Raw genomic sequence first — 13,946 nt, 5'->3', positions numbered from 1 at the left:
AACTACCTCGGGGCAAGCCCACAAGGTATTCGGAAACAAATTTAATTCATTTCGACGCAGAGCCCTTCGGTAAACTCAGTAAAGACTCTGGGGAATTAGACCCTCTATGAGGGACTAAAGCAAAAGTTCCGTTTATAAATCTTCTGCATTTGCAATAAGCTCGGCAACATCCATTACTTCAACAGTTCCCTCTTTATCTTTTCCTTTAACCCCATCTGTAAGCATAGTGTTACAAAAAGGACATCCAGCTGCAATAATATCTGGTTTTGTTTCTATGGCTTGCTCGGTACGCTCTATATTAATGTCTTTATTTCCTTTTTCTGGTTCTTTAAACATTTGAGCTCCTCCAGCACCACAACATAACCCTCTTTTTTTACAGTTTTTCATTTCTACTAGTTCTGCATCTAGCTTTTGGATAAGCGCTCGTGGGGCTTCATACACATCGTTAGCTCTTCCTAAATAACAAGGATCATGGAACGTTATTCTTTTACCTTTAAACTTTCCTCCTTCAATAGTTAGTTTTCCTTCTTCTAAAAGAGAACGTAAAAATTGTGTATGGTGAACCACTTCATAGCTCCCTCCCAAAGAAGGGTATTCGTTTTTTAATGTATTAAAACAATGTGGGCAAGCAGTAACTATTTTTTTAATCTCATAACCATTTAAAACCTCAATGTTTGTCATGGCCTGCATTTGAAACAACATTTCATTCCCAGAACGCTTTGCTGGATCTCCAGTACAGCTTTCTTCTGTTCCTAAAACAGCAAAATCTACCTGAGCTTTGTTTAATAATTTAACAAAGGCTTTTGTAATTTTTTTAGCTCTATCATCAAAACTTCCAGAACAACCAACCCAGAATAATACTTCTGGAGTTTTTCCTTCGGCCATCATTTCTGCCATTGTAGGCACTTTTATTGCTTCGCTCATACTGCTTTATTTTCCCTTAATTTGCTGTTATATTTTAAACTGTCATTTCGAAAAAATAATATCCCTATGCCTTAATCGAAATGACAGTAATCAATCCTACTATAGAATTATAAGTTAATAACAGAATTATCTATTATCTTAATCGTGTTTTCCATCGTCAAAAACCTGAATAGTTACTTCCTTGTCAATAAGGTCTGTAAATTTTCCGTTATAACGTGTAGCCTTAACTAAGTGGTTGTCTATCCAATGGTAATTTCCTCCTCTTGGTTTTCCCATTACCATTCCATGATATTTAAATCCGTGACGATTTAACCAATCTTCTGTGGTTTTTCTATGATCTTCTGTACGAGATGTGAAGAAATATATGACATGCCCTTCTTCAAACCACTTGTTTAACGTTTTTAAAGCATCTGGATACACTTGTGCTGTTGCCATACGCTCAGGCTCTTCATTCGGAATATCATCACAAATAGTACCGTCTATATCGATTAAATAATTTTTAATCCCTTTTGGCAAGACAGGACTTATGTGTTCTCCATCTTCCAATTTTTCATTTAGCAATTTTTCAACGTCTTCTTTGTTCATTTTTTAAAGTTATGTTTATTGGTTTCCTCACTTTGTGAGTCCCGAATTCTCGGGGTAAAATTCTCCGACGGTAATGTCGAAATTAATTGGTTATTTTTAATCACTTACAAGATTTAACTATAAGCTAATTTTTATTCATTTTTCCAGTTCAGTCGGTCCATTTGGTTATATGGCCATGGCGCTCCATTGTTTTCTACATTCCCCATCATATTATTAAGTTCCATTGGCGCTGCCGATTGTTCCATTACTAAATAACGACGCATATCCATAATAATTGAAAGCGGACTAATGCTTACAGGGCACGCTTCTACACATGCATTACAGGTGGTACAAGCCCATAATTCTTCTGGAGTGATATAATTGTTTAGTAATTGCTTTCCATCGTCCACAAAAACCCCTTTATTGGCATCCATATTTTTTCCTACCTCTTCCAAACGATCTCTAGTATCCATCATTATTTTTCGAGGAGATAATTTTTTCCCTGTCTGACTTGCAGGGCATTCGCTTGTACAACGCCCACATTCCGTACAGGTATAGGCATTTAAAAGTTGTACCCAATTTAAATCTGTAACATCCGAGGCTCCAAACTTTTCAGGAACATCTTCAACCTCTCCTTCTTCAGGCATTGCAAATGGATCGGCATCTGGATCCATCATTAATTTAACCTCATTGGTAACAGATTCTAAATTATCAAACTGCCCTTTAGGATTTAAATTAGCAAACCATGTATTTGGAAATGCTAAAAGAATATGAAGGTGCTTTGAAAAGTATAGGTAGTTAAGAAAGATTAATATTCCAGTTATATGCAGCCACCATGCGGCTCTTTCTATTATAATTAATGTAGACTCACTAAAGTTTTCAAAAAGAGGTACAAAAAGCTGACTTATAGGAAAAGCGCCTGCTTGCGTGTAATGAGCTGCTCCTGCTAGTTGTAATGTATAGTCGGCTCCATTCATTGTTAAAAATAAAAGCATCAATACTACTTCAAAGTAAAGAATAATATTCCCATCGCTTTTTGGCCATCCTCTCATTTCAGAATAAAAGAAACGCTTTAATTTTATTACATTTCTACGAATCCAAAAAATGGTTACCGATACAATTACTAAAAACGCTAGGATTTCAAAAGAACCTATTAAAAAATTATATACAGAACCTAGAGACGCAAAAACTCGGTGTGTTCCAAAAAGTCCATCTATAATAATTTCTAATACTTCTATATTGATAATAATAAATCCTACATATACAATTACATGCAGAAAACCTGCTATTGGACGAACAACCATTTTTTGTTGTCCTAAGGCTATTCTAGCCATATTTGCCCAACGTTGCGATTTATTATCTGTACGATCTATTGCCTGACCTAGTTTAATATTTCTAACAAGCTTTTTAATATTGCTAGCAAAATAACCTATTCCAGCCAATAAAATTATTGCAAAAAGTATCTGAGGAATATAATTCATCTATTCGTTGTTAGTTTCTTCTTCTGGTGCTTCGTAAGGCTTTGCCTTTTTACCAAAAAGAGAAAAATGGACATATCGTTTCGGATTCAACCTAAGGTCTTCTAAAAGTAATTCCAACTCCATAGAGGCATCTGTTAGGTTGGTATATAACTCTTCATCATTTAATAACTTCCCAACAGAACCATTTCCAGACTCTATTTTCGTCATTATATTATCGAGTTTTGCCATACTACTTTTAAGGTCTCCAACAGCACCGCCAATATCTGAATTTGCAAGCGTATCACTCACTTTAGATAAGTTAGCAGAAAGGTTATCTATATTAGATATGGAACGGTCTAACTTATCTTTATTACTGGCTAATAAAGTATTTAACGTTCCTGAAGCCTGACTAAAATTAGCAATTACTTGGTCTAAGTTTTTTATACTCGATTTTATATTGGCTCTGGTTTCTTCATCTAAAATATCATCAACGCCTACCATTACCGAATCGGCATTTTTGAGTACTCCGTCTAAACTTTTTTGCAATGGCGCCAACTTTTGGGTTACCAAATCTGTTAAGCCTGGTTGCACATTACTTTTAAGTGTATCTCCATCTTTGGATATCGGACTATTATCATAAACAGGAACAACCCGTAAACTCTTCCCTCCAATAATTCCAGTATCATATATTTCTGCTACACTATTTTTTGCAAACTGAAACTCACTATCTACCGTAAAAGTAATAACCAAATTACCCTTGCTGTCTATAAAAGTGATATCGTTTATATTTCCTACTTGTAAACCATTAATGCTTACTGCAGTACCAGAAGATATTCCGTTTACATTTTCGTATACGGCGTAATAAGTACGACTAGAATTGAATAACTTATGTCCTTTTAGAAACGTAAAGCCTAAAATAAACAAGACAATCCCCCCTATTACAATAATCCCTGTTTTAAGTTCTTTAGTTAATTTCAAAAGCTTCTTTTTTTACTGTAAGCAACAAAATTAGAAATAATTTCCGTAAGATTCGTTCTAATTTCACATGGAATTAAGTACGGATTTCACTTTAACTTTTTCTCCATTTTTAAAGGCAACTATAAAACTAGTACCATACCCTTTCTTTTTAGCTTTTTGCTGCAACTCTTTAACACTCTCATAACTAGCTACTTCTCCGTAGTAATAACGATATATATTTCCTTCTTTTTCTCTACTGATAGGAGACAAACCTTTAAAATTGTATGATTTTGTTTCAATAGCGCTCGAACCTGCTGCAATTTGAACCCTAAAAGTAACCCCTTCAACCGTATCTACTCCATCCGAAGAATTTGTAGCGGTGGTATTTGAAGCATGAGAAGTATGGTCTTTAACTTCAAAAGAAAAATCATCTCCAATATTTTCGTCTACAGAATGTTTATATTTTAAAACAGCATCTGCAATAGAAGTTGCCATGTCAGATTTTCCTTTACTAGAATTTAAATAAGACCCTTCTGGCTTATAGGTTAAAAAACCTGTTTCTACCAATACACTAGGCATAAATGTTTGATGTAACACTATAAATCCAGCTTGCTTTACACCTCTATCTACCCGTTTTAGTTTTCCTGTAAAATTATCTTGAATAGATTTAGCCAATAAAATACTATTATCTAAAAACTCTTCTTGCATAATAGTTAATCCAATAAACGATTCTGGAGAGTTAATGTCATAACCAGCATAATTTACTTCATAATCATCTTCTAAATAAATTACAGAGTTCTCATTTTTAGCAACTTCAAAGTTTCTTTTATTAGCATGAAGTCCTAATACAAATGTTTCGGTACCATGCGCACTAGAATTATGAGAATTACAATGTACAGAAACAAATAAATCGGCTTTTGCCTCATTCGCTATTTTTCCTCTAACATATAAGTCTACAAAGCTATCATCCTTCCGAGTATATATTACATTTATATTAGGATCTTTCTCTAAAATTGCTCCTACTTGTAATACTATTTTAAGAGCAATGTCCTTCTCTTTGAAACCGTTACCTAAATTCCCTGGGTCATGCCCTCCATGTCCAGCATCTAAAACTACTGTAAATTTCCCATCGTTCGGTGGCGTTTCTCCATGAGAATATATAATTTGCGATAAGCTTAAACTCATCAATAAAAATAAGGTGCTAAAAAATCTACTCATAAAATAATAACGGTTTAATACAGTTATTTATTTGATTAAAATTTGTTAATCTATAACAAACAGACCAAAAAATATACGTATGTTTGGCACGTCAAAAACCGAGCCATTCTTTATACAAAAATAGGATTAAAAGCTTTGCGAGCAAAGAAACGTAACATACTTTTAGCGCTGTTCTCTCTGTTTATCAGTGGCATTTTTTATGCCCAAGAAAGACCTAAGGTTCAAGCCCTCAATATTGAAGCTCAAAAAGAAGCTCAAGATACTATAAAGATTAATGCTCCCGAGTTATTAATCGATACTGCTGTTATAGATACTACACAAACAGATTCCATACCAAAAGACAGTACAAAACAAGGTTTTCTTCAAGGAAAAATTAATTATAAAGCTAAAGACTACATGAAAATGAGTCGGAAGGAGAAGAAAATCTACCTTTATAATGAAGCCGAAGTACTCTATCAAGATTATGAGCTTAAATCTGGAATTATAGTAATTGACTATGTTACCAATGAAGTTTATGCTGGAAGAATAAAAGATTCCGCAGGCAACCTTACCCAACCTCCTTATTTTAAACAAGGAAATAGTGTTATTGAACCCGATTCTATTCGGTTTAATTTTGACACCAAAAAGGCACTTATCTTTAATTCAAGAACCGAACAATCTATGGGGGAATCTATGAATGTATTTGCCGAAATTGTTAAAAAGGAAAACGATTCTGTATACTTTTTAAAAGAAGGAAAAATAACAACTTCTGAAGATGCCGAAAATCCCGATTATTACATTCGAGTTCGTAAAGGTAAGTTTGTTCCTAACAAAAAAATTATAGCAGGGTTTAGTAATATGTATATTGCAGATGTTCCAACCCCAATTGCAGTTCCGTTTGCATATTTCCCTATGTCTCAAGAGCGAAGAAATTCTGGAATTATAATGCCAACCCCTGGACAAACAAACAGACGTGGGTACTCTTTACAAAATGGAGGGTATTATTTTGCCATAAGCGATTATTTTGACCTAGCGTTGCTTGGAGATTATTACACCAACGGAAGTTATGGTTTTAGAACCGAAACAAACTATGCCAAACGGTACAAGTTTAGAGGTGCTTTAAGGTTTAGATACGAAAACAATATTGAGAGTCAGCGTGGATTTCCAGATTATAGTAGAAGTACTATTTACAATATTCAATGGAACCATAGTCAGGATGCAAAGGCAAATCCAAATTCTAGACTTTCGGCATCTGTTAACTTTGGTAGTAGCCAATATTACCAAGATTCTTTTAATCAATTAAACACCCCTAATTTCTTAAATAACACTTTACAATCATCGATTTCCTACAATAAAACATTCCCAGGCTACCCGATGGTAAATTTAAATGCTACCACCTCTATCCAACAAAACACAAGAGATCAATCGGTTAACCTTACCTTACCAACCCTTCAAGCTAGTATGGAGCGTATTTATCCGTTTGCCAGTAGAGATGGTGGAAAAAGAGGTATTATTCAGAATATAAACTTTCAGTATAACTTTAGAGCAGAAAATAGAATTAGCACTATAGATACTCTTTTGTTTAAAAGTGAAATGTTTGATGATGCTAAAGTTGGTTTCCAACACACCATTCCACTTAGTACAAACTTTAAAATATTTAAGTTTTTTAGTACGTCTGTTGGTGCAAATTATAATGAAGTATGGCAACTTAAAACCATTAAGAGAAACGATTATAACGAGTTATTAGACGAAGCTACCATAGACACTTTAAATAATTTTGATAGGTTTGGAACCTACAACTTTAATGCAAGTATAGGTACAACATTATACGGAACTTTTAACTTTGGAGAGGATAAAAAAATCCAAGCTATCCGACATACTGTTAGACCATCGGTAAGTTATGGATACACGCCATCATTCGACCAATATTACGATGAATATGTTGGAGAGGATGGTGTAGAACGCGAATACACCCGATTTGAAAATGGTATATATGGAACTCCTAGTTTAAGCAATTCCAATAATATTGGCTTCTCATTAAGTAATGTGGTAGAAGCTAAGGTTCGAGACAAAGACACTATGGCTACGGAGCCCAAAAAAGTGATGCTTCTAAATAACTTAAACTTTAGTACCGCATATAATATTGTAGCCGATTCCCTACCATGGAGCCCCGTGAGAGTTAGTGGTGGAACGCAGTTTTTTCAGAATAAAATGAATGTAAACTTTGGCGCCACATTAGATCCTTATGCTATTGATAATAATGGAACTAGAATTGATGTTTTTAACTACGAAAACGGCGGTAGTTTGTTTAGAATGACCAACGCTAATGTAAACGTAAGTTACTCCATTAATAGTAAAACATTTTCTGGAGGAGAAGATAAAGAGCAAGTAGATAATACACAAAGTGGAGGTCGGGAAGACGACTTATTTGGTAGAGCGCAAGACTTTAGTGATGATAGAACTTTTGCCAACGACGAAGAGGAGGAAGACAAGGAAGATTTACCCACAGAAGCGTATGCCGCCAAACTCCCATGGGATTTGAGGCTTGCTTATTCCTTAACCTACTCCAATAGCAATAGGCAAAACGAAATAAGTAATAATTCTCTTATGTTTTCTGGAAATGTAGATCTAACACCGCAATGGAAAGTAGGAGTTTCATCGGGATACGACTTTAAACAAAAAGGATTTACATATACACAGTTAAGATTTTCTAGAGATTTAAAAAGTTTTAGACTTAACTTTAACTGGGTTCCTTTTAGCTCTAGAGCTTCTTGGTTCTTCTTTATCGGAATTAAATCGTCTATGTTAAGCGATCTTAAGTGGGAAAAAAGAAGTGAACCAGATAAGAATCTGTAAATTATATTTCGAGAAAAACTCAATTATCGAATAAAAACATAAAACTTATTCAACCAATAATTCAATAAATAATTATGAAAAAAATAATAAACACCGATAAAGCACCTGCACCACTAGGACCATACAATCAAGCAGTTTTTGCCAATAACACGCTATATATTTCTGGACAAATTGCAATTAACCCAGAAACTAACGAACTTATTACAAGCGGGGTTGAAGACGAAGCAAAATTAGTAATGAAAAACCTAGAGGCTGTTTTAAACGCTGCTGATATGACATTTGAAAATGTAGTAAAAAGTTCTATTTTTTTAAATGATATGAATGATTTTACTACAATTAACAAAATATACGGTGCTTATTTTGATGAAGCTACTGCACCTGCCAGAGAAACTGTTGCTGTAAAAACACTCCCTAAAAATGTAAACGTTGAAATCTCAATGATTGCAGTAAAATAACAAAGTGTTTTACTAGCGCGTTTTGCAAGCGTCAAAAACATCTAAATCTCGGTTTTCGAATAAAAGAGGATCGAAGTTTGCCATTATTTTTTGTTCTTCAATTCTATAATTTATGAAGTCGTTTCTAAAAATAGGTTTCAGTGTATTTATTTTAGTACTGACTTCTGCATGTAAGACTACTTACACTCCTGTTGTTAACAATACTATTAACACTAGCAGTAGTACGTACGTAAATAATCCTGAGGGGATTGATATTTCTAATGATGAAGCTTCAACTTTAAAATGGAATCCTAAAACTCCTTATAATATAGAAGAGTTTAGAGCCGCTTGGATTGCTACTGTTGCTAATATTAATTGGCCTAGCAAACCAGGACTCTCTTCGGAAGAACAGCAAAAAGAAGCTCTTGAACTCTTAGATTTCTTAGAATCTCATCATTACAATGCGGCTATTTTTCAAGTAAGACCGCAAGCAGATGCTCTTTACAAAAGTGAAATAGAGCCTTGGTCCTATTACCTTACTGGAAAGCAAGGATTAGCGCCTTCTCCATACTACGATCCTTTATTATTTTGGATTGATGAAGCTCATAAAAGAGGAATTGAACTTCATGTATGGTTAAATCCCTACAGAGCGCATCATTCTCAAGGAAAAGAAATATCGGAACAATCTATCATAAAAACACATCCAGAACTTGTTGTCAAGTTAGAAAATGGGATGTGGTGGATGGATCCTGCTTTAGATAAAACTAAAGAACATTCGCTTAAAGTTGTAAAAGACATTGTTAGCAGATACGACATTGACGGAATTCATTTTGACGACTATTTTTACCCATACGAATCTTATAATAATGGCAAAGATTTTCCAGATGACAAGAGTTGGAATCAGTACTTAAATTCTGGAGGAAAACTAACTAGAAACGATTGGAGACGAGAAAATGTAAACAGTTTTATCAAAATGGTTTACCAAGCCATTAAAGAAGAAAAGCCTTATGTAAAATTTGGTATTAGTCCGTTTGGAATTTGGCGTCCTGGATATCCAGCTTCTGTTGTTGGCTTTGACCAATACAACAAATTATACGCCGACGCTAAATTATGGCTCAATAAAGGATGGATTGATTATTTTTCGCCTCAATTGTATTGGAAAATAAATAAAGAAGGGCAACGCTTCCCTGAGCTATTAACTTGGTGGCAAGAAGAAAATAGTAAAAACAGACATTTATGGCCTGGAATTAAAGTAGATTATGGGGGAGATTTAGAAAATGTTAATGAAATTGATAATCAAATCAACATCACTCGAAATATTCTTCCTAAAAGCAAAGGCTCCATCCATTGGAGTATTGGTCCGCTTTTAAAGTACGATTCCTTAGCTGTAGGTATTTTAACACACTCTTATGCAAAAAAAACTCTTGTTCCTCCTAGTCCGTGGCTAGATAATACCCCTCCAGCAAAGCCTATTGTAAATGCAGTTGTAAAAGAAAATAAAGTAGCTATTATATGGGATCATCCTAACAAAAATGATGTTTCTAAATATGTGCTTTATTACCAATATTCCAACCAAAATTGGAATCATATTATTTTAAATTCAGAAACTACTTCTTATACCCTGCCTTTTATAGATAATCAAAATAATACCTTAAATAAAACAGGAGTTACCGCTGTGGATACTAATGAAAACCAGAGTTTGTTTACTGAAGAAAAACTTCCATAAGTTAATAAACATTTTTATTTAAAAAATCTCCTATACATAGGCTACAAAGTTTTTCTGCCACGAATTCACAAATATTTTTTTGCTTCTTCCTTACCCATAACCTTAATAAGAGAAGAAAAATAAATCTGTGAATCTGCAGCTTAAACTTATAAAACATATTATTGTTGTCCGATAAAGATTAACGAAATTTATTGGACTCCACTTATATCAAGGGTTAATAGAGATTTTTAAAATAGCCCCCTTGCTGTTAATAAAAAGAAAATTTTAACAATGTAACTTCTTTAAACTACTCATTTTATAATAGTTAAGATTTAGTCTTTGTTCTTTTTTCTTACAGCGAAGCGGTCTTGTATTTTTAATCGGACATTAATAAAAACATATCTAAGAACAATAAAAAAGGTTGCTTCTTTACAAGAAACAACCTTTAATTTATAGTTGGTTTTTATTCTTTTTAATCGAATAAAACAGATTTATGATAATCTACCAATCCATCAATCGGCCTCCTTAAAACCTTTCCGATAGACAATCCATTTTCAGAGAGTGTCTGCTTTAATTCGTCTTGTAAATAATAAGCAATACTTCCTATAAAATGAATTGGAACTTCTTTTGCTTGCTCAAATTGAGTAATTGAATTACTAATAAACAATTGCATTCCTTTTTTAATTAAAGACTGACAATATTCTTCATCTTTATTTTGGATTACAAAGCGAGCAAATGTTGCTAAATAAGTATTTGGATTTGGCTGTTTATACAAATGATTTTTAACACTATCCTCTTCAAGATCGTATTCACTTGCAAATTTAACAGCTAATTTCTCAGGAATTTTATGATAGTAATAATCTCTTATTAATTGTCTTCCGAAGTAATTACCACTACAATCGTCCATTAAAATATAACCTAATGAAGTTACCTTCTGAAAAAGCTCTTTTCCATCCCAATAACTACAATTAGAACCTGTACCCAAAATACAAACGATAGCGTGTTGATCTGGCTCCACAGTAGCGTAGATAGCTGCATAAGTATCTTCCTTTACTGAAGTTTTTGCATTAGGAAAGTAATCTGCGAAGATTCCTTTTAAAAATTTTCGCATTCTCTCAGTTCCACAACCAGCCCCATAAAAATAGAGTTGAGTTACTTCTTTTCGATGTTTGTATAGTTCAAAGTTATTAGCCAAACGTTCATTAATAATTTCGCTTGTTAAAACTTCTGGACTTAAGCCCAATGTTTTAGTTACAAATAACTTGTTACCATCTTCATCTAATGCGATCCAATCAGATTTTGTTGCACCACTATCTACAATTAAAATCATACTTTAAGTTTAAGTTAATAGTTTTCTGAAAACTATTAAGTCTGCTTGGAGTTACCCAGAATTCAACAGAAGAAAGCCTTAAATTAATAAGGCTTAAACCTGTCAAATAGTTAGCTTTTGAGTTAGTTTAGTAAGCGTAAGCAGATCTTAATAAAAATTATAATCTTTTCAGATTACTTTTTAGATCCTATTTTAAATTATAATGCAGTGATATATTCTGCTAAATCAACTAGTTTATTTGAGTATCCAGTTTCATTATCATACCAAGAAACTACTTTAAAGAACTTAGAGTTTAATTCAATTCCAGCATCAGCATCAAAAATACTAGTACAAGTTTCTCCCACAAAATCTTGAGAAACTACTAGTTCATCTGTATATCCTAAAATTCCTTTTAATTCGTTTTCAGAAGCAGATTTCATTACTTTTTTGATTTCTTCGTAAGAAGTATCTTTTGCTAATTTTACAGTAAGATCCACTACAGAAACATCGGCAGTAGGAACTCTAAATGCCATTCCTGTAAGTTTTCCTTCCATTGCTGGAATTACTTTTGCTACCGCTTTAGCAGCTCCAGTAGAAGCTGGAATAATGTTTAATAAAGCACTACGACCACCTCTATAATCTTTTCTAGATGGACCATCTACTGTTAACTGAGTTGCAGTAGTTGCGTGAACTGTTGTCATTAATCCTTCTTCAATTCCAAAGTTATCGTGTAATACTTTTGTAATTGGCGCTAAACAGTTTGTAGTACAAGATGCATTAGAAACAATTCTATCTGATGCTTTAACATCTTTATGGTTAACTCCCATAACAAACATAGGTGCATCTTTAGAAGGTGCAGAAATAACTACTTTCTTAGCTCCTGCATCTAAGTGGTATTGAGCAGTCTCTAAAGTAGTAAAAATACCTGTACATTCAGCAACGATATCTGCTCCTACAGCATCCCATTTTAGGTTTTTAGGATCTCTTTCAGCAGTAATTCTGATTGTTTTCCCATCAACTACTAGGTTTCCATCTTTCACTTCGATTTTTCCATCAAATCTTCCGTGTACAGAATCATACTCTAATAAATATGCTAAATGTTCTACATCTAATAAATCATTTATTCCTACAATTTCTACGTTTGGTCTTTTTACTGTGGCTCTAAAAACCAATCTTCCAATACGTCCAAATCCGTTTATCCCAATCTTAACTGTTGACATGTTATTCTAAATTTTTAAATTATTAATTATCATTTTGTCACAATGTGACATTTACTATTTTGGTTTGTTATTTATGTTGACATGATTTCACAAACTCTCATGAGCTCGGAATCAATAGTTGTTTTTCCTTTAATAGCTTGCTCAATTGGAGTAAGAACTATTTCATCTTTAATAATTCCAACCATTAGATTAGATTTACCTTCCATAAGCGATTCTACTGCACGAACTCCCATTCTACTAGCTAATACTCTGTCAAAACATGAAGGAGATCCTCCACGCTGCATATGCCCTAATACAGACACTCTAATATCGTAGTTTGGTAGGTTTTCTTCTACATATTCTGCAAGTTCGAAAACATTTTTACCAGACTTATCTCCTTCAGCAACTACAACGATACTTGATGTTTTTCCACTTTTTCTACTTCTTTCTAGAGAGTGTAATAAACGATCCAATCCTAAGTTAGCTTCAGGAATAAGGATTTCCTCTGCTCCTGCTCCAACTCCAGAATTTAAAGCTAATTGCCCGCAATCTCTCCCCATTACTTCAATAAAAAATAAACGGTCGTGAGAACTTGCTGTATCTCTAATTCTATCAATAGCATCTACCACAGTATTTAAAGCAGTATCATAACCTAAAGTAAAAGTGGTTCCGTCAATATCGTTATCTATAGTACCAGGAATTCCAATTACAGGGTATCCATATTCTTCATTAAAAATCATCCCTCCTGTAAAAGTACCATCTCCACCAATTAATACCAATGCATCTATTTGGTTATCTAATAATTGTTGGTGTGCTTTTGCTCTTCCTTCTTTTGTTCTAAACTCTTTAGATCTAGCCGATTTTAGAATTGTCCCTCCTCGGTTAATAATATTTCTTACACTTCTAGCATCTAATACTTCTAAATCTCCTTCAATAAGTCCTTGATATCCTCTATAGATACCAACACACTCTATATTATGATATGCACAAGTCCTAACAACCGAACGAAGTGCAGCATTCATTCCTGGAGCATCTCCTCCAGAGGTTAAAACTCCTATTTTTTTAATACTCGTAGACATTAATTTTAATATTTGGATCGTAAAACTACCAAAGAAATTTCAATTTTCTCATATTGTTTTGATTAAAAATACAATATTGAAAGTTTCAATCGTTTTCGTTGATAAATTCTTAACAAATGCGTTATTTTTTTTTATATGCTGATTTCCGATTTGATTAAAAAAGTACCTTTTAGAAAGGTAAAATGTTAAATTTTGGGACTATTAATAAGAAAGTAGAAATTTATAAAAATCAAATCTTACAAATTAAGGAAATCGCATTTTA

At 33.5% G+C, this 13,946-nt stretch carries 11 protein-coding genes; 3 read left to right on the top strand and 8 right to left on the bottom strand.

Translation table 11 applies throughout. From position 1 onward, the window contains the following. Nucleotides 1–132 precede the first annotated feature (132 nt). The 5 genes from JOOMADRAFT_RS12900 to JOOMADRAFT_RS12880 all read right to left on the bottom strand — a co-directional run bounded on the left by JOOMADRAFT_RS12900 (nucleotide 133) and on the right by JOOMADRAFT_RS12880 (nucleotide 5,123). Nucleotides 133–924 (bottom strand): (Fe-S)-binding protein, encoded by a 792-nt coding sequence (locus JOOMADRAFT_RS12900; protein ID WP_008614049.1) that lies wholly within the window; start codon nucleotides 922–924, stop codon nucleotides 133–135. A gap of 138 nt (nucleotides 925–1,062) precedes the next feature. Further along, entirely contained in the window at nucleotides 1,063–1,509 is a 447-nt protein-coding gene (locus JOOMADRAFT_RS12895) for an LNS2 domain-containing protein (RefSeq protein ID WP_008614047.1), read from the bottom strand. 131 nt (nucleotides 1,510–1,640) lie between these two features. Then, the gene (locus JOOMADRAFT_RS12890; protein WP_008614046.1) at nucleotides 1,641–2,969 is read right to left on the bottom strand and encodes a (Fe-S)-binding protein; all 1,329 of its coding nucleotides are present in this window, start codon (nucleotides 2,967–2,969) and stop codon (nucleotides 1,641–1,643) included. Continuing rightward, the gene (locus JOOMADRAFT_RS12885; protein ID WP_008614045.1) at nucleotides 2,970–3,926 is read right to left on the bottom strand and encodes an MlaD family protein; all 957 of its coding nucleotides are present in this window, start codon (nucleotides 3,924–3,926) and stop codon (nucleotides 2,970–2,972) included. It lies immediately after the preceding gene. 63 nt (nucleotides 3,927–3,989) lie between these two features. Further along, nucleotides 3,990–5,123 carry an N-acetylmuramoyl-L-alanine amidase gene (locus JOOMADRAFT_RS12880; protein WP_008614044.1) on the bottom strand — a complete coding sequence of 378 codons (1,134 nt, stop codon included), beginning with the start codon at nucleotides 5,121–5,123 and terminating at the stop codon, nucleotides 3,990–3,992. Between the two features lie 42 nt (nucleotides 5,124–5,165). On the opposite strand from JOOMADRAFT_RS12880, the gene JOOMADRAFT_RS12875 reads away from it, so the two are divergent. From JOOMADRAFT_RS12875 to JOOMADRAFT_RS12865, 3 genes are all read left to right on the top strand, one after another. Then, nucleotides 5,166–7,958 carry a putative LPS assembly protein LptD gene (locus tag JOOMADRAFT_RS12875; RefSeq protein WP_008614042.1) on the top strand — a complete coding sequence of 931 codons (2,793 nt, stop codon included), beginning with the start codon at nucleotides 5,166–5,168 and terminating at the stop codon, nucleotides 7,956–7,958. A 74-nt stretch (nucleotides 7,959–8,032) separates the two neighbouring features. Continuing rightward, on the top strand, nucleotides 8,033–8,413 hold the full coding sequence (locus tag JOOMADRAFT_RS12870; RefSeq protein ID WP_008614041.1) for a Rid family detoxifying hydrolase: 381 nt from the start codon (nucleotides 8,033–8,035) through the stop codon (nucleotides 8,411–8,413). Between the two features lie 112 nt (nucleotides 8,414–8,525). Continuing rightward, nucleotides 8,526–10,118 (top strand): glycoside hydrolase family 10 protein, encoded by a 1,593-nt coding sequence (locus tag JOOMADRAFT_RS12865; RefSeq protein WP_008614040.1) that lies wholly within the window; start codon nucleotides 8,526–8,528, stop codon nucleotides 10,116–10,118. 451 nt (nucleotides 10,119–10,569) lie between these two features. On the opposite strand, the gene JOOMADRAFT_RS12860 is transcribed toward JOOMADRAFT_RS12865, so the two are convergent. From JOOMADRAFT_RS12860 to pfkA, 3 genes are all read right to left on the bottom strand, one after another. Continuing rightward, nucleotides 10,570–11,427, bottom strand: a complete 858-nt coding sequence (locus JOOMADRAFT_RS12860; RefSeq protein WP_008614039.1) for an N-acetylglucosamine kinase — start codon at nucleotides 11,425–11,427, stop codon at nucleotides 10,570–10,572. Between the two features lie 197 nt (nucleotides 11,428–11,624). Then, nucleotides 11,625–12,626 carry a type I glyceraldehyde-3-phosphate dehydrogenase gene (gap, locus tag JOOMADRAFT_RS12855; RefSeq protein WP_008614038.1) on the bottom strand — a complete coding sequence of 334 codons (1,002 nt, stop codon included), beginning with the start codon at nucleotides 12,624–12,626 and terminating at the stop codon, nucleotides 11,625–11,627. 71 nt (nucleotides 12,627–12,697) lie between these two features. Further along, nucleotides 12,698–13,684 carry a 6-phosphofructokinase gene (gene pfkA / locus JOOMADRAFT_RS12850; protein ID WP_008614037.1) on the bottom strand — a complete coding sequence of 329 codons (987 nt, stop codon included), beginning with the start codon at nucleotides 13,682–13,684 and terminating at the stop codon, nucleotides 12,698–12,700. Nucleotides 13,685–13,946: the final 262 nt, after the last annotated feature.

The sequence above is a fragment of the Galbibacter orientalis DSM 19592 genome, assembly GCF_000260115.1.
GTDB classification, from domain to species: Bacteria; Bacteroidota; Bacteroidia; order Flavobacteriales; family Flavobacteriaceae; genus Galbibacter; species Galbibacter orientalis.
The sequence above is the reverse complement of the archived record's forward strand: the minus strand, read 5'-3'. Positions and strand labels throughout refer to the sequence as shown.

Coding starts and splice junctions, on each gene's coding strand:
- JOOMADRAFT_RS12900 (WP_008614049.1), bottom strand. CDS start 924: ATGAGCGAAGCAATAAAAGTGCCTACAATGGCAGAAATGATGGCCGAA.
- JOOMADRAFT_RS12895 (WP_008614047.1), bottom strand. CDS start 1,509: ATGAACAAAGAAGACGTTGAAAAATTGCTAAATGAAAAATTGGAAGAT.
- JOOMADRAFT_RS12890 (WP_008614046.1), bottom strand. CDS start 2,969: ATGAATTATATTCCTCAGATACTTTTTGCAATAATTTTATTGGCTGGA.
- JOOMADRAFT_RS12880 (WP_008614044.1), bottom strand. CDS start 5,123: ATGAGTAGATTTTTTAGCACCTTATTTTTATTGATGAGTTTAAGCTTA.
- JOOMADRAFT_RS12870 (WP_008614041.1), top strand. CDS start 8,033: ATGAAAAAAATAATAAACACCGATAAAGCACCTGCACCACTAGGACCA.
- JOOMADRAFT_RS12865 (WP_008614040.1), top strand. CDS start 8,526: ATGAAGTCGTTTCTAAAAATAGGTTTCAGTGTATTTATTTTAGTACTG.
- JOOMADRAFT_RS12860 (WP_008614039.1), bottom strand. CDS start 11,427: ATGATTTTAATTGTAGATAGTGGTGCAACAAAATCTGATTGGATCGCA.
- gap (WP_008614038.1), bottom strand. CDS start 12,626: ATGTCAACAGTTAAGATTGGGATAAACGGATTTGGACGTATTGGAAGA.
- pfkA (WP_008614037.1), bottom strand. CDS start 13,684: ATGTCTACGAGTATTAAAAAAATAGGAGTTTTAACCTCTGGAGGAGAT.